The organism is Nocardiopsis sp. NPDC101807 (assembly GCF_044766605.1).
GTDB classification, from domain to species: Bacteria; Actinomycetota; Actinomycetes; order Streptosporangiales; family Streptosporangiaceae; genus Nocardiopsis; species Nocardiopsis tropica.
Genome location: NZ_JBIWMK010000009.1, coordinates 215,010 through 230,071 on the forward strand (window position 1 = coordinate 215,010; position 15,062 = coordinate 230,071).

Annotated in this window: 16 protein-coding genes; 2 read left to right on the plus strand and 14 right to left on the minus strand. The window is 70.9% G+C overall.

Going from position 1 to position 15,062, the window contains the following annotated elements; translation table 11 throughout:
* Positions 1 to 6: 6 nt before the first annotated feature.
* The 14 genes from nuoK to ACIRPH_RS26135 all read right to left on the minus strand — a co-directional run bounded on the left by nuoK (position 7) and on the right by ACIRPH_RS26135 (position 13,902).
* Complete coding sequence (nuoK, locus tag ACIRPH_RS26070) at positions 7 to 306, minus strand: NADH-quinone oxidoreductase subunit NuoK (protein WP_013156051.1); 300 nt, start codon at positions 304 to 306, stop codon at positions 7 to 9.
* A complete protein-coding gene (locus tag ACIRPH_RS26075; RefSeq protein WP_402918908.1) occupies positions 294 to 1,283 on the minus strand; it encodes an NADH-quinone oxidoreductase subunit J in 990 nt (329 codons plus the stop codon). The genes nuoK and ACIRPH_RS26075 overlap by 13 nt, the downstream gene beginning before the upstream one ends.
* On the minus strand, positions 1,280 to 1,831 hold the full coding sequence (nuoI, locus tag ACIRPH_RS26080) for an NADH-quinone oxidoreductase subunit NuoI (protein ID WP_402918910.1): 552 nt from the start codon (positions 1,829 to 1,831) through the stop codon (positions 1,280 to 1,282). Before nuoI ends, ACIRPH_RS26075 begins: the two co-directional genes overlap by 4 nt.
* A complete protein-coding gene (gene nuoH, locus ACIRPH_RS26085; protein ID WP_402918912.1) occupies positions 1,824 to 3,191 on the minus strand; it encodes an NADH-quinone oxidoreductase subunit NuoH in 1,368 nt (455 codons plus the stop codon). The genes nuoI and nuoH overlap by 8 nt, the downstream gene beginning before the upstream one ends.
* Positions 3,188 to 5,668: an NADH-quinone oxidoreductase subunit G gene (locus ACIRPH_RS26090; protein WP_402918913.1), complete on the minus strand. Its 2,481-nt coding sequence runs from the start codon at positions 5,666 to 5,668 to the stop codon at positions 3,188 to 3,190. The genes nuoH and ACIRPH_RS26090 overlap by 4 nt, the downstream gene beginning before the upstream one ends.
* Positions 5,665 to 6,984: an NADH-quinone oxidoreductase subunit NuoF gene (gene nuoF / locus ACIRPH_RS26095; protein ID WP_402918915.1), complete on the minus strand. Its 1,320-nt coding sequence runs from the start codon at positions 6,982 to 6,984 to the stop codon at positions 5,665 to 5,667. The genes ACIRPH_RS26090 and nuoF overlap by 4 nt, the downstream gene beginning before the upstream one ends.
* Entirely contained in the window at positions 6,981 to 7,733 is a 753-nt protein-coding gene (gene nuoE, locus ACIRPH_RS26100; protein ID WP_402918917.1) for an NADH-quinone oxidoreductase subunit NuoE, read from the minus strand. Before nuoE ends, nuoF begins: the two co-directional genes overlap by 4 nt.
* The gene (locus ACIRPH_RS26105) at positions 7,730 to 9,025 is read right to left on the minus strand and encodes an NADH-quinone oxidoreductase subunit D (protein WP_402918919.1); all 1,296 of its coding nucleotides are present in this window, start codon (positions 9,023 to 9,025) and stop codon (positions 7,730 to 7,732) included. Before ACIRPH_RS26105 ends, nuoE begins: the two co-directional genes overlap by 4 nt.
* A 43-nt stretch (positions 9,026 to 9,068) precedes the next feature.
* Entirely contained in the window at positions 9,069 to 9,800 is a 732-nt protein-coding gene (locus ACIRPH_RS26110) for an NADH-quinone oxidoreductase subunit C (protein ID WP_402918921.1), read from the minus strand.
* 1 nt (position 9,801) lies between these two features.
* Positions 9,802 to 10,347 (minus strand): NADH-quinone oxidoreductase subunit B family protein, encoded by a 546-nt coding sequence (locus ACIRPH_RS26115; RefSeq protein ID WP_344177191.1) that lies wholly within the window; start codon positions 10,345 to 10,347, stop codon positions 9,802 to 9,804.
* A 67-nt stretch (positions 10,348 to 10,414) separates the two neighbouring features.
* On the minus strand, positions 10,415 to 10,774 hold the full coding sequence (locus ACIRPH_RS26120) for an NADH-quinone oxidoreductase subunit A (protein WP_267946792.1): 360 nt from the start codon (positions 10,772 to 10,774) through the stop codon (positions 10,415 to 10,417).
* A gap of 196 nt (positions 10,775 to 10,970) precedes the next feature.
* A complete protein-coding gene (locus tag ACIRPH_RS26125; protein ID WP_402918924.1) occupies positions 10,971 to 12,275 on the minus strand; it encodes a geranylgeranyl reductase family protein in 1,305 nt (434 codons plus the stop codon).
* 429 nt (positions 12,276 to 12,704) lie between these two features.
* Positions 12,705 to 13,415, minus strand: coding sequence for a demethylmenaquinone methyltransferase (locus tag ACIRPH_RS26130; RefSeq protein ID WP_402918926.1), 711 nt, complete (start codon positions 13,413 to 13,415; stop codon positions 12,705 to 12,707).
* A 127-nt stretch (positions 13,416 to 13,542) separates the two neighbouring features.
* Complete coding sequence (locus ACIRPH_RS26135; RefSeq protein WP_402918928.1) at positions 13,543 to 13,902, minus strand: hypothetical protein; 360 nt, start codon at positions 13,900 to 13,902, stop codon at positions 13,543 to 13,545.
* Between the two features lie 406 nt (positions 13,903 to 14,308).
* Here ACIRPH_RS26135 and ACIRPH_RS26140 point away from each other — a divergent pair, with 406 nt between their 5' ends.
* Positions 14,309 to 14,608, plus strand: coding sequence for a hypothetical protein (locus tag ACIRPH_RS26140; protein WP_402918930.1), 300 nt, complete (start codon positions 14,309 to 14,311; stop codon positions 14,606 to 14,608).
* Positions 14,609 to 14,633: 25 nt separating this feature from the next.
* The gene (locus tag ACIRPH_RS26145) at positions 14,634 to 15,005 is read left to right on the plus strand and encodes a DUF6507 family protein (RefSeq protein WP_402918932.1); all 372 of its coding nucleotides are present in this window, start codon (positions 14,634 to 14,636) and stop codon (positions 15,003 to 15,005) included.
* Positions 15,006 to 15,062 lie beyond the last annotated feature (57 nt).

Sequence of the window (15,062 nt, forward strand, 5' to 3'; positions counted from 1 at the left end):
CGCCTTCTAGTGCTTGAGCAGGTTCGCGTCATCGAGCGACGCGGACCTGCGGGTTCGGAAGATCTGCATGATGATCGCGAGGCCGACCACCACCTCGGCGGCGGCGACGACCATCACGAAGAACGCGATGACCTGGCCCTCGATGTCCCCGTGCATCCGGGCGAACGCGACGAACGCCAGGTTGCAGGCGTTGAGCATGAGCTCCACGCACATGAAGACGATGATCGCGTTGCGCCGGACGAGTACGCCGACGGCGCCGATGGTGAACAGCAGCGCCGCGAGGACGATGTAGTTCATCGGGTCCACGAGGACTCGACCTCCTGCCCGTTGCCGTTGCTGTTCTCGGTGCCGCCGGTTCCGTCGGCGCCGTCGTCGGGGTCCCCGCCGCGGCCCTCGCCGGTGTCGGTGACGGGTTCGCCCTCCTTGGAGCCGGCCGAGTCCGACGCCCCGCCGGGCAGCGCGGGGCCGCCGGTGCGGACGTCGGCGGGCACCCGCGACTGGTACTCGGGGTCGCGTGCGGTGAGCACCGGGTTGAGGGAGAGCTGGGAGACCGTGCCGTCCGGCAGCAGCGCGGGCATGTCGATCGCGTTGTGCCGGGCGTAGGTGCCCGGTCCGGGCAGCGGGGTCGGGTGGTCGCCGCGGATGCGATCCTCGGAGATCTCCCGCTGGGTGCGCCGCTTCTTCGTGCGGGCGGTGTGCGCGAGCACCATGGCGCCGAGGACGGCGGTGATGAGCAGCGCGCCGGTGGCCTCGAAGGCGACCACGTAGCGCAGGAGCAGTTCGCCCGCGATCCACGGGATGGTGCCCCCGGCGGCCGCGGCCCCGGCGCCCAGCCCCACCGGGTCGCCCACGGAGATGCGGGTGATGCCGGTGGCCAGGGCGCCCACGAAGGCGAGCGCGACGACGGCCGTCATGATCCGCTGCCCGCTGAGCGTCTCCACGAGGGAGTCGGCCGAGCTGACGCCGATGAGCATCAGCACGAACAGGAACAGCATGAGGACGGCGCCGGTGTAGACGACGATCTGGACGACCATCAGGAACGGCGCCGCGTTGATGCCGTAGAAGATGGCCAGGCCGACCATGGTCAGCGCCATGGACATGGCCGAGTGGACGGCCTTGCGCGAGAAGACCACGCCGAGGGCGCCCAGGAGGACGACCGCGCCGAGGATCCAGAACGCGGTGGCCTCCCCGCCCGCGATGGGCGCGGCGAGGTACAGCGGGGCGTCCACGGGCGAGCCGAGCGGGACGTTGACGCCGTGGTGGGTCGTGGAGAGCGGGTTCAACGGACCCCCTCCGTGCTCTCCGCCGGGGCGCCCTGCGTCCCGTGCTGGCCGCGCCCGGTGGCGTAGTAGTCCTGCTCGGTGTCGCCGAGGCGCATCGGGTGGGGCGGCTGCTCCATGCCCTCCTTGAGGGGGGCGAGAAGCTGCTCCTTCGTCCAGATCAGGCTCTGCCTGCTGGTGTCGGCCAGCTCGTACTCGTTGGTCATCGTGAGGGCGCGCGTGGGGCACGCCTCCACGCACAGCCCGCACAGGATGCAGCGCAGGTAGTTGATCTGGTAGACGCGGCCGTAGCGCTCGCCGGGCGAGTACCTGTCGTCGTCGCTGTTGTCACCGGCCTCCACGTAGATGGCGTCGGCCGGGCAGGCCCAGGCGCACAGTTCGCACCCGATGCACTTCTCCAGGCCGTCGGCCCACCTGTTCAGCTGGTGTCGGCCGTGGAAGCGCGGCGCCGTGGGGCGCTTGACCTCCGGGTATTCGACCGTCGGCACCTTCTTGAACATGGTGTGGAAGGTGACGCCGAATCCTTTGACGGGGTTGAGCCACTCAAGCACCGGAAACCTCCTCACCCTTCTTGTTGCTCTCGGCGGCGACCGGGGCCGTCCGCGGCGGTTCGGCGAGCACGCTGCTGCCGTAGTGCGGGGCGGTGCTCGGTGGCACCGGGAACCCGCCGAAGGCGGGGTCCTTGTGGGCGCGGCGCCGGCTCTCGGCCCGCAGGCGCGCCTCCTCGGCGCGTTCGCGGCGGGCGGAGCGGGCCCAGGCGGCGAACGCCCCGATCGTCGCGGCGGAGAACCCGGCGACCACGAGGCCGATGACGATCGGCGACGCGCCGTCCAGGACGAGCATCCGGACGACGGCGACGGCGGTGATCCACACCAGCTGGACGGGGATGAGCACCTTCCAGCCGAGCTTCATCAGCTGGTCGTAGCGCACCCGGGGGAGGCTGCCGCGCGCCCAGATGAACAGGAACATGACGCACAGGAACTTGAGCAGCCACCACAGGGCGGGCCACCAGCCCTCGTTGGCGCCGGGCAGGATCGCGCTCACCCCGGGCGGGGCGAGCCAGCCGCCGAGGAAGAGCGTGACGGACACGGCCGCGACGGTGCACATGTTCACGTACTCCGCGAGGAAGAACATCGTGAACTTCATGGACCCGTACTCGGTCATGAAGCCGCCGACGATCTCGCCCTCGCCCTCCGCGAGGTCGAAGGGCAGCCGGTTGGTCTCGCCGACCATCGTCACCAGGTAGATGAGGAAGGACGGCAGGAGCAGCACGGCGAACCAGAGCCCGCGCTGGGACTCGACGATCCCCGACGTGGTGAGGGTGCCGGACATGATGAAGACCGCGACGAAGGACAGGCCCATCGCGATCTCGTAGCTGATCACCTGGGCGGAGGCGCGCAAGCCGCCGAGCAGGGCGTACGGCGACTGGGACGCCCAGCCGCCGAGCACGAACCCGTACACGCCGAGCGCCGCGGTGGCCAGGACGACCAGGGCGGCGATGGGCAGGTCGGTGAGCTGGAGCGGGGTGGTGACCCCGAACATGTTCACCTCGGGCCCGATCGGGATGACCGAGAACGCGATGAACGCGGGCACGGCCGCGATCATCGGCGCGGCGATGTAGACGAACCGGTCCACCCCGCGCGGGATCAGGTCCTCCTTGAGGGAGAGCTTGATGCCGTCGAAGAGGGACTGGAGGAGGCCGAAGGGGCCCATCCGGTTGGGTCCGTGGCGCTGCTGCATGCGGCCCATGACCTTGCGGTCGGCCATGATCATCATCAGCACGCAGAGCATGAGGAAGACGAAGATCGCCAGGGCCTTGATCGTGGTGATCCACCACGGGTCGTTGCCGAAGGCGCCCAGCGTCTCCTCCGAGGCGAGCTGGAGGGCGCCCGTGTGGACGGCGGGGCTCACTGCTGCCTCCCGGCGGTGTGGTGGGACGCGCCCGCGGAGTCGGGCGCGGACAGGATGACCGTGTCCCCGGCGCCGCTGCCGAGGTCGCGGCGGACGACGCAGCCGCGGGCGTTGGCCGGGAGCCAGACGACGCGGTCGGCGATGTCGGCGACGACGACCGGGACGGTGACGGAGCCGTGGGCGCCGGTGACGCCGAGCATCCCGCCGTCGGGGACCCCGACCTCGTCCGCGGTGGCCCTGGACAGGTAGGCGCGGGGCGGCCGGGCGGTGCCGGCGAGGAACGGCTCGCCGTCCTCCATGCGCCCGGTGCCGAGCAGCTGCCGCCACGTGGACAGGACGGCCTGCCCGGCCTCCGGCTCGGGCACGGCGACCGGCCGGGTGGAGGGACCGGAGGGCCGGTTCCCCGTCCACAGGCCCAGTTCGAGCAGTTCGCGGTAGGCGGACGCGGCGTCGGGCAGGCCCAGGTGCACGTCCATGCCGTCCGCGACGGCGGAGAGGACCCGCAGGTCGGAGAGGGCTCCGGGGACCTTGAGCGCGTCGCCGAAGGGCCGGTGGCGGCCCTCCCAGTTGACGAAGGTGCCGGACTTCTCCGCGACGGCGGCGACGGGGAGGACCACGTCGGCGCGGTCGGTGACGTCGCTCGCGCGCAGTTCGAGGCTGACGATGAACGGCACCCTGGCCAGGGCCGCGCGGGCGGCGTCCGGGTCGGGCAGGTCGTCCAGTTCGACCCCGGCGACGACCAGGGCGTCGAGCTCCCCGGCCGCGGCGGCGGCGATGATCGCGGCGGTGTCGCGGCCCGGCCGTTCGGGCAGGGACCCGACGTTCCAGGCGCGGGCGACCTCGGCGCGGGCGGCGGGGTCGGCCACGGGGCGTCCGCCGGGCAGCAGGCCCGGCAGCGCCCCGGCGTCGACGGCGCCGCGCTCCCCGGCCCGGCGCGGCACCCAGACGAGCCGGGCTCCGGTGCGCCGGGACAGGGCGGCGGCGGCGGTGAGCGCCCCGGGGACGGCGGCGAGCCGCTCCCCGACGGCGATGACCGCGCCCTCCTGGCCGATGGCCTCCACGACCTCGGGGTGGTCGACGTCGAGGGCGTTGAGGACGCGGCCCTCGTCGCCGGGCACGGCGCGGACGAGCGTGCCGTCGGTCTTGGTCAGGCCCAGGCTGGCGTGCGAGGCGACCGAGAAGACCTTGAGCTTGCGCTTGCGGGCGCCCTTGCGCAGGCGCAGGAACGTGGAGGGCGACTCGTCCTCCGGCTCGAACCCGGCCAGGAGCACGGCGGGCGCCTTCTCCAGGGCGGTGAAGTCCACGCCGACGGGGGTGCCCGCGACGTGGGCGGCCAGGAACGCGGCCTCCTCCTCGGAGTGGTCGCGCGCGCGCATGTCCACGTCGTTGGTGCCGAGGGCGACCCGCGCGAACTTGGCGTAGGCGTAGGCGTCCTCGTAGGTGAGGCGGCCCCCGATGAGCACGCCGACCCGGCCGCGCGCCGCGGCCAGGCCCTGCCCGGCGAGGGTGATCGCCTCGGACCAGGACGCGAACTCCAGGGCCTTGGTCTCCTCGTCGCGGACGAGGGGGCGGGTGAGGCGGTCGGGCTGGGTGGCGTAGGTGAACGCCCACCGGCCCTTGTCGCAGTTCCACTCCTCGTTGACCTGCGGGTCGTCACCGGCGAGGCGGCGGGTGACCTTGCCCCGGCGGTGGTCGGTGCGCTGGGCGCAGCCCCCGGCGCAGTGCTCGCACACGCTGGGGGTGGAGACCAGGTCGAAGGGCCGGGACCGGAACCGGTAGGCGGAGCCGGTCAGGGCGCCCACCGGGCAGATCTGCACGGTGTTGCCGCTGAAGTAGGAGTTGAAGGCCTCGCCGTCGGCGATGCCGACCTGCTCCTGGGCCCCGCGCTCCATCAGCTCGATGAGCGGGTCCCCGGCGATCTGCGCGGCGAACCGGGTGCAGCGGGCGCACTGGATGCAGCGCTCCCGGTCGAGCAGCACGCCGGTGGACAGCGGGATCGGCTTGGGGAAGGTGCGCTTGACGTCGACGAAGCGCGTCTCGCCCCGCCCCGTGGACACGGCCTGGTTCTGGAGGGGGCACTCGCCGCCCTTGTCGCAGACCGGGCAGTCCAGCGGGTGGTTGATGAGCAGGAACTCCATGATCCCGCGCTGGGCCTTCTCCGCCACCGGCGAGGTGAGGTGGGTGTTGACCACCATCCCCTCCATGACGGTGATGGTGCAGGAGGCCTGCGGCTTGGGCATGCCGCGGCCGTTGCCCATGTCGGGGATCTCGACCAGGCACTGGCGGCAGGCGCCGACCGGGTCGAGGAGCGGGTGGTCGCAGAACCTCGGGATCTGGATGCCGAGGAGTTCGGCGGCCCGGATCAGGAGGGTGCCCTTGGGCACCTGGATCTGGAACCCGTCGATGGTGACGGTGATCAGGTCCTCGGGCGGCGGCGCCGGCGCCGATCCGCCGGAGGAGTTGGAGGTGACGGTCACTGGTTTCCTCCCGTCGCGGCCGGGCGGTCGCCCCACAGGGTGGACTTGGCGTGGTCGAACGGGCAGCCGCCCTGTTCGACGTGGTCGATGTACTCCTGGCGGAAGTGCTTGATGGAGGACATGACCGGGCTGGTCGCTCCGTCGCCGAGGGCGCAGAACGAGCGGCCGAGCAGGTTGTCGCAGATGTCGAGGAGCTTGTCGAGGTCGGCCTCGGTGCCCTCGCCGCGCTCGATGCGGTCCAGGACCTGGACCATCCAGTAGTTGCCCTCGCGGCAGGGCGTGCACTTGCCGCAGGACTCGTGCGCGTAGAAGGCGATCCACCGGCCGACGGCGCGGACCACGCAGGTGGTCTCGTCGAAGACCTGGAGCGCCCGGGTGCCGAGCATGGACCCGGCCGCCCCGACCGACTCGAAGTCGAGCGGGGTGTCCAGGTGCTCGTCGGTGAAGATGGGCGTGGAGGAGCCGCCGGGGGTCCAGAACTTGAGGCTGTGCCCGGCCCGCACCCCTCCGGCCATGTCGAGGAGTTCGCGCAGGGTGATCCCGAGCGGCGCCTCGTACTGGCCGGGCCGGGTGACGTGCCCGGACAGGGAGAAGAAGCCGAAGCCGGCGGACTTCTCGGTGCCCATGGACGTGAACCACTCGGCGCCGTTGGCGACGATGCCGGGGACGCTGGCGATGGACTCGACGTTGTTGACCACGGTGGGCGAGGCGTAGAGCCCGGCCACGGCGGGGAACGGCGGCTTGAGCCGGGGCTGGCCCCGGTAGCCCTCCAGGGAGTCCAGGAGGGCGGTCTCCTCGCCGCAGATGTAGGCGCCCGCCCCGGCGTGGACGACGACGTCGAGGTCGAAGCCGCTGCCGAGGATGTCCCGGCCGAGCAGCCCGGCCTCGTAGGCGTCGGCGACGGCCTTGCGCAGGCGGCGGATGACGTGGACGACCTCGCCGCGCACGTAGATGAAGGCCTGGTGGGACTTGATCGCGTACGACGCGATCGCCACGCCCTCCACCAGCACGTGCGGGTTGGCGAGCATGAGCGGGATGTCCTTGCAGGTGCCCGGCTCGGACTCGTCGGCGTTGACGACGAGGTAGCGCGGGTTGGGGTTGTCCTTGGGCAGGAAACCCCACTTCATCCCGGTGGGGAACCCGGCGCCGCCGCGGCCGCGCAGGCCGGACTGCTTGACCAGGTCCACGATGGCGTCGGGTTCCATGGCCAGGGCCGTGCGCAGCGCGTCGTAGCCGCCGGTGGCCTGGTACCCGTCGAGGGTGAAGGAGTCGGTGCGGTCCCAGTTGCGGGACAGGATCGGGGTCAGGGTGGTCACTTGGCGCCCTCCTCACCCTGGTCGCGGGCGGGAAGGTTCGCGGGGTCGGGCGCGGTCCAGCCGTTGCGCCGGGCCACGTCGAGTCCGGCGAGCGAGGCGCCCGCCGCCTGGACGCCCTCGCCGGCGCGGCCGTCGTCGAACCCGGCGAGCACGCGGGAGGCCTGCTTCCAGGTGCACAGGCTCGCGGGGCCGCGCGTGGGGGCGACGTCGTTGCCGAGCCGCAGGTCGTCGACCAGCCGCTTGGCGGTGTCGGGCGTCTGGTTGTCGAAGAACTCCCAGTTGACCATCACGACGGGGGCGAAGTCGCAGGCCGCGTTGCACTCCAGGTGCTCCAGCGTGACCTTGCCGTCCTCGGTGGTCCCGTTGTGGCCGACCCCGAGGTGGTCCTTGAGGGACGCGAAGATCTCGTCGCCCCCCATGACCGCGCACAGGGTGTTGGTGCACACGCCCACCTGGTAGTCGCCGCCGGGGCGGCGGCGGTACATGGTGTAGAACGTGGCGACCGCGTTGACCTCGGCGAGGGTGATGCCGAGCTGGTCGGCGCAGAAGCGCATCCCGGCCGTGCTCACGTGCCCCTCCTCGGACTGCACCAGGTGCAGCAGGGGGAGCAGGGCGGAGCGCTGCCGGGGGTAGCGGGCGATGATCTCCTTGGCGTCCGGTTCCAGACGGGCCGTGACCTCGTCGGGGAACCTCTCGCGCACGACCTGCGCGCTGTCCGCGCTGTCGGGTGTGGTGTCGTTCTGGCTCACCGGTCCACGCCTCCCATCACCGGGTCGATACTGGCCACGGCCGCGATCACGTCCGCCACCGTGCCGCCCTCGCACATGGCGGCGACGGCCTGCAGGTGCGTGAACGAGGGGTCGCGGAAGTGCACGCGGTGGGGGCGGGTGCCCCCGTCGCTGACCGCGTAGCAGCCGAGTTCGCCCTTGGCGCTCTCGACGGCCGCGTAGGCCTGGCCGGCGGGCACCCGGAAGCCCTCGGTGACCAGCTTGAAGTGGTGGATGAGGGCTTCCATGGAGCCGCTCATGATGTGCGCGATGTGGTCGGGCGAGTTGCCCAGGCCGTCGGGGCCGAGCGCCAGCTTGGCGGGCCAGCCGATCTTGGCGTCCTGGATCATCACCGGGCCGGGAGCGAGCTTGTCCAGGCACTGCTCGATGATCTTCAGGCTCTCCTCCATCTCGGCGATGCGCACCCGGTAGCGGGCGTACACGTCGCCGCCGTCGGAGACGGGGACGTCGAACTCGTAGCCCTCGTAGCCGCAGTAGGGCTTGGACTTGCGCAGGTCGAACGCGAGTCCGGAGGCGCGCAGCAGCGGCCCGGTGACGCCGAGCGCCATGCAGCCGGGCAGGTTGAGGTAGGCGACGTCCTTGGTGCGGGCGAGGTAGACGGGGTTCTCGTCCAGGAGCTTGCGCATGATCTGGATGCGCTTGGGCATCTCCTTGAGCAGCTCCCGGACCTGGCCGACCGCGCCGGGCGGCAGGTCCTGCGCCACGCCGCCGGGGCGGACGTAGGCGTGGTTCATCCTCAGGCCGGTGACCAGCTCGAAGACGTCCAGGATCATCTCGCGCTCACGGAACCCGTTGGTCATGACCGTGGTCGCGCCGAGTTCCATGCCGAACGTCGCCATCGCCACGAAGTGGGAGGCCATCCGGTTGAGCTCCATCATCATCACGCGGATGACGCTGGCGCGCTCGGGGACGCGCTCGGTGATGCCGAGCAGTTTCTCGACCGCCAGGCAGTACGCCGTCTCGTTGAAGAGCGGCGTCAGGTAGTCCATGCGGGTGACGAACGTGGTGCCCTGCGTCCACGTCCGGTACTCCATGTTCTTCTCGATACCGGTGTGCAGGTAGCCGATACCGACGCGTGCCTCGGTGCAGGTCTCACCGTCGAGGGTGAGGATCAGGCGGAGGACGCCGTGGGTGGACGGGTGCTGGGGGCCCATGTTGACGACGAGGCGTTCGGCGCTGGTGGCCTGCGCCTTCTCGATGACGTCGTCCCAGTCCCCGCCGGAGGCGTCGATGTAGTCCTCGGTGACGGTCATGCCGTGCCTCCCTTCGTGGCTGAGTGGCTGTGGGTGCTGGCGGTCACGTGTAGGACCTCCGCTCGTCCGGCGGGGGCACGGTGGCTCCCCGGTACTCCACGGGGATGCCGCCCAGCGGGTAGTCCTTGCGCTGCGGGTGTCCGCGCCAGTCGTCGGGCATCTGGATACGGGTCAGCGCGGGGTGGCCGTCGAAGACGATGCCGAAGAAGTCCCAGGCCTCGCGCTCGTGCCAGTCGTTGGTCGGGTAGACCGACACGATCGACGGCACGTGCGGGTCGGCGTCGGGGCAGGTGGTGATGACGCGGATCTCGCTGTTGTGGCTGATGGAGCGGAAGTGGTAGACCGCGCGCAGTTCCCGGCCGGTGTCGGCGGGGAAGTGCACTCCTGTCACCCCCGTGCACAGCTCGTAGCGCAGGGCCGGGTCGTCGCGCAGCACGCGCGCCAGTTCCAGGAGCGCCTCGCGGCGCACGTGGAAGGTGAGTTCGCCGAGGGCGACCTCGACGCGCTCCACCGCCCCGGCGTCCTCGCCCAGGGCGGCCTCCAGGTCGTCGGCCACCCTGTCGAAGTCCGCGGTGCGCGGGTCGTCGGGGTCGGTGTAGGGGCGCGGGCTGTTCGCGGGAGCGCTCCCCCTGACCTGGAGGCCCCCGAAGCCGGAGGTGTCGCCCCCGGTGGAGCCGCCGAACATGCCGGTCCGCTTGACCGGGGCGGCCAGCCGCTCGCGTCCCTGCTTCTCGGGCAGGTCGGCGGCTTCCTCGTTGCGCTCTTTCTCGCTCATGTCAGTCCCTCGTCACCACGGGCAGCGACCGGCGGAGCATCCGCTCCTCGATCTCGGTGATCTCCAGCTCCCGGTGGGCGCCGAGCTTGGTGTTCTGGACCTTGTCGTGCAGCTTGAGCACGGCGTCGAGGAACATCTCCGGCCTGGGCGGGCAGCCCGGCAGGTAGATGTCGACCGGGACGACGTGGTCCACGCCCTGCACGATCGCGTAGTTGTTGAACATGCCGCCGCTGGAGGCGCACACGCCCATCGCGATGACCCACTTGGGCTCGGGCATCTGGTCGTAGATCTGGCGCAGGACGGGGGCCATCTTCTGGCTGACGCGTCCGGCGACGACCATGAGGTCGGCCTGGCGCGGGGTGGCGCCGAACTTCTCCATGCCGAACCGGGCCAGGTCGTAGTGGGGGCCGCCGACGGCCATCATCTCGATGGCACAGCAGGCGAGCCCGAACGTGGCGGGCCACATGGAGCTCTTGCGGGCCAGGCCCACGACCTGCTCGACGGTCGTGAGCGCGATTCCGCTGGGGAGTTTCTCTTCGAGTCCCATCAGCTGCGGACCTCCTCCGGGCTGGGCTGGGCGAGCTGCCGTGTCTGGGCGGGGCGCGCGGTGGTCGTCAGTCCCATTCGAGCCCCCCGCGGCGCCACTCGTAGGCGTAGGCGATGGAGACGTTCACCAGGAAGAGGACGATCGCGACCAGTCCGAACCAGCCGAGGGCGTCGAAGTGGACGGCCCAGGGGATGAGGAAGATGATCTCGATGTCGAAGATGATGAACATCATGGCCGTCATGTAGTACTTGACGGTGAAGCGGCCGCCGCCGGCGGGCTGCGGGGTCGGCTCGATGCCGCATTCGTAGGCCTGCATCTTGGCCCGGTTGTAGCGCTTGGGGCCCATGACCGCCCCGGCCACCATCGACACCACCACGAACGCGGCGCCGATCCCGCCGAGCACGAATATCGGTGTGTAGAGCTCCACGGGTCACCCTCCTTCTGGCTGGTCGGCACGCTCGCGCATGCTTGTGATTGCTTTCACTAGCTCATCTCTTCGGTCGTCCCGTGCTGTCCTGTTGTGGCGCCGGACCCGACCGCCCGGCCGCGTGGTCCCGGTGCTCCGCGCCCGGTCCCCCGGGGCGGGCGGCTCCGGGAACGGGGCCGCCCGGCCCGCGGAGCGGCTAGGCCGCGGGGGCGATCCTGGTCAGGCCGTTGATGACCCGGTCCATGGCGTCGCCCTGCGTGGGGTCGGTGAGGTTGGCGAGCATCTTCAGCGCGAACTTCATGAGCGTGCGCTGGCGCAGGCCGTACCTGGTCGCGTACTTCATGAACTCGGGCTGGCCGATGACCTTCACGAAGTAGCGTCCGAGCGTGTAGTAGCCGCCGTAGGTGTCGGCGAGCACGTCGGGGTAGCTCAGCAGGGCCCGCTCGCGGGTCTGCTGGGTGGGCCGCCCGTGCGCCTGCACGATGACGTCGGCGGCGATGTTGCCGGCCTCCATGGCGTAGGCGATGCCCTCGCCGTTGAAGGGGTTGACCATGCCGCCGGCGTCGCCGACGAGCATGAGCCCCCGCGAGTAGTGCGGCACCCGGTTGAAGCCCATGGGCAGGGCCGCGCCGCGGATGGCGCCCTTCTGGTTGTCCTCGGTGAAGCCCCACTCCTCGGGCATGGACTCGGTCCAGCGGCGCAGGAGCTTGCGGTAGTCCACGTCCTGGAAGGAGGCGGTGGAGTTGAGGATGCCCAGGCCGACGTTGCTGGTGCCGTCGCCGACGCCGAAGACCCAGCCGTAGCCGGGCAGGAGGACGTCCTTGTCGCCGCTCCTGTCCCACAGCTCCAGCCAGGACTCCAGGTAGTCGTCCTTGTGGCGGGGGCTCTCGAAGTAGGTGCGCACGGCCACGCCCATGGGGCGGTCGTCGCGCTTGCGGATGCCCATGGCGACGGACAGCCGGGAGGAGTTGCCGTCGGCGGCCACGACCAGCGGGGCCCGGAAGGTCACGGGCTCGCGGTCGGCGTCCTTGGCGCGTACCCCGACGATGCGGTTGCTGCGCTCGTCCATGAGGGGGCCGGTGACGTTGGTCCGCTCCAGGAGTTTGGCCCCGGCGGCGACCGCGCGGTCGACCAGGATCTGGTCGAAGTCGAAGCGGGTGCGGACGAGTCCGAAACCGGGGTACGCGGCCAGGTCGGGCCAGGGGAGTTCGAGGCGGACGCCGGCGCCGACGATGCGCAGGCCGTGGTTCTTGATCCACCCCTCGTCCTCGAAGGTGATCCCCATGGCGGTGAGCTGCTTCACCGCCCTGGGGGTCAGTCCGTCGCCGCAGACCTTCTCCCGGGGGAAGGCGGTCTTCTCCAGGAGCAGGACGTCGAGTCCCGCCTGGGCGAGGTAGTAGGCGGTGGTTGAGCCGGAGGGACCGGCGCCGACGACGATGACGTCGGCGTCGTACTCGGTCCGCTCCCGGCCTCTGGGAGAGGAGGTGGCTGTCTCGCTCACGGGTGGGTCCTCGACTGCTCGCGCGGTGCACCGTGGCGGGCCAGTGCGGGGACGACCCGCTCACGGGGGGTGGTATGGGTGTTGTGGGACTTTCGACATGTCCGGTATAGGGCCATGTGTCCTGCGCCTCGTGGCCTTGTGAAGCACTTCACAAGGCTCTTTTCCGCAGTCTAGACCCTTACGCACCGCGAGGCGACCCCCGGGGGGCGCGCTAGACGTGTTATCCCCAAACGGGATATTGGTCCCAGATAGCCCCACTGGACACCTAAAGGCATCACCTTCTGACAAAGGTGCAGCTCATGATTGTTTCCGACACCCCAGGGGACCCAGTGGCAACACAAAAAACCCGGAGAACGCTCCGTTCTCCGGGTTTTGCGTACTTTTTAGCTATAGAAGAAGTATCTGGCTTTCTGAGTGCTATGTCGGTTTCTACTTCTCCCGGAAACCGCGGTGCAGGGCGACGATGCCCGTCGACAGGTTGCGCCAGGCAACCCTGGACCAGCCCGCGTCCTGGAGGTGGCGGGCGAGGTCGGCCTGCTTGGGCCAGGCCATGATCGACTCCGACAGGTAGTCGTAGGACTCGCCCCGGCCGGACACCGCGCCAGCGATCTTGGGCAGGGCGGCCATCAGGTAGGTGGAGTAGAGCTTGTCCACGAACTCCACCGGGATGTGGCTGAACTCGCAGATGACCAGCCGGCCGCCGACCTTGGTCACCCGCAGCAGCTCCCGCAGGGCCTGGTCCACGTCGCTGACGTTGCGCAGGCCGAAGGAGATCGTGACCGCGTCGAAGGTCTCGTCGGCGAAGGGGAGGCTGAGGGCGTCGCCCGCCACGAAGGTCACGCCGCCGGTGGAGGCGCCGCCCCGGCGCTTGGCGCCCGTGGTGAGCATGCCCAGGGAGAAGTCGCACGCGATGACGCGCGCGCCCTTCTTCACGAAGGACTCCGAGGAGGTGCCGGTGCCCGCGGCGAGGTCGAGGACCAGTTCTCCGCTGTAGGCCTCGACGGCGTTGACGACGGCCTTCCGCCAGATCCTGTCCTGTCCCAGCGAGATGACGTCGTTGACGAGGTCGTAGTTTTCGGCGATGCCATCGAACATCGCCGCGACGTCCTGGGGCTTCTTGTCGAGCTTCGCGCGGGTCATGGCACAAGACTAAGGGTGCGCCCCGTGCGGCCGTACCGCTCCCCCGCCCCGCCCACGCCGTGCCTCCCGCCGCCGCGCCCCGGCCGCTTCCGCGGGCGCCCGGCCCGGCGCCCGTGGCCCGGCTCCGTCAGCCGGCCGGCCGGATCTGCCGGAAGCTCTCGGCCATGACCGGGCCGAGATGCCCGACCAGGGCGTATCCGGGCTGTTCCGGCCACGGAAGGGAGTAGAGGAACGACGTGCCGATCACCACGTCCGCCTCGGGGACTCCGCGCGCGCTCTGCGCCTCCAGGAAGCCGAGGACCCCCTCCCAGTCCAGCCCGTGGCTCCCGTCGGAGAGGAACGACGCGACCACCTCCTGGGTGACGTCCCAGAAGAAGACGTGGGGGAGCGAGCCGCCCTCGTTCTCGACGTGGCACTCGTAGTCCTCCGCGAACCAGGGGACCGCGGCCACGAGGTCGGTGACGAGCTTCTGCGACTCCTCGTCCACGAACGGTTTCCCGGCGTCGTCCCTAGGTGAACCGTGCTCCGTCCGCGATGGTCTCGGACGGACCACCCTGCCGTGGCCCAGCGGGGCGCGCCACCGGTTTTCCGGCGCGGGCGGGCCGTCGCGCCCCCTGCCCCGCGAAGACCCCCGTGGTCCCGGGGGCGGGCCCCGATACCGGCGCGGATGAATTCGGGCGTACTCCCGAGCACATTACGGAAGACCGTTTCAGCCCCGTCCGGGAGGCGGCGGGGAGAAGGACGTACTCATGGGTAGGAATTCCCCGACCTCGCCTCCCTTCCGGCCCCGCAGGGGAGAATAGGGGCGCGCGACGGGGATGATTCCCGAACCGCGCGCGGCTACCGTGCGTCCTATCCCCCGGAGGAGGACTCCGGCGAGAGGAGGGGTGGAAGTGAAGTTCGACGTGGTCGACCCGAGCGACGAACAGGCCGTCCCCGACGAGGAGGCGGCCCCCGACGAGCCGGTGGCCGGGGACGAGCCCCTGCCCCCGGGGGTCCATCCCCGGCTGGACCGGGCCGCCCGCCGGATGCACGCCCGGGTCGGCGCCGACCTCGGTACCCTCGGCGAGAGCCTGAACCGCCTGCACGCGCACATCGAGACCGCGCGGAGCCGCGGGGCGGAGGACGCCCCGCCGGCCCCGCCGCCCACGAACTTCCGGGCGGGCGCCTTCTCCCGCCCCCCGTCCCCCTGATCCCCGTCCTGGTGAGGAGAACCCCGTGTCAGCCTGGAACATCCTGCCGTCCGAGGTCGGCGGCGTCCTGTCCACCGTCGCCGGGCACATCGGCGAGGAGGGCGGCAGCGAGGGCCTGGTCGGCTCCATGACCTCGACCGAGACCCTGCTCACGAGCATCAGCGGCGAGGCGAACAGCGCCCCCGTCAGCATGGCCCTGGGCGAGTTCGCCGAGTACAACTTCGGCCTCATGGGCGACATGGCCGGGGTGACGGTCAGCGCCGTCACCGGGGCCAGCGAGGCCACCACGCACTACGTCAACGGCAACCTGGAGATGGCGGCCGAGGCCCAGCAGAACGCCGGCGTGGTCCCCGAGCCGGAACCCGAGCGCCCGGTGTACGGCCCCTACCTCCCCTAGGCGTCCCTCCCCCGGCCCCTGATCACGGCCCCGTTCGTCCTCCCCGGTCCCGCACCC

Excerpts from the sequence above, each read along its gene's own strand:
- ACIRPH_RS26105 (WP_402918919.1), bottom strand. The coding sequence starts at position 9,025 with ATGACCGTCACCGAGGACTACATCGACGCCTCCGGCGGGGACTGGGAC.
- ACIRPH_RS26110 (WP_402918921.1), bottom strand. The coding sequence starts at position 9,800 with ATGAGCGAGAAAGAGCGCAACGAGGAAGCCGCCGACCTGCCCGAGAAG.
- ACIRPH_RS26115 (WP_344177191.1), bottom strand. The coding sequence starts at position 10,347 with ATGGGACTCGAAGAGAAACTCCCCAGCGGAATCGCGCTCACGACCGTC.
- ACIRPH_RS26130 (WP_402918926.1), bottom strand. The coding sequence starts at position 13,415 with ATGACCCGCGCGAAGCTCGACAAGAAGCCCCAGGACGTCGCGGCGATG.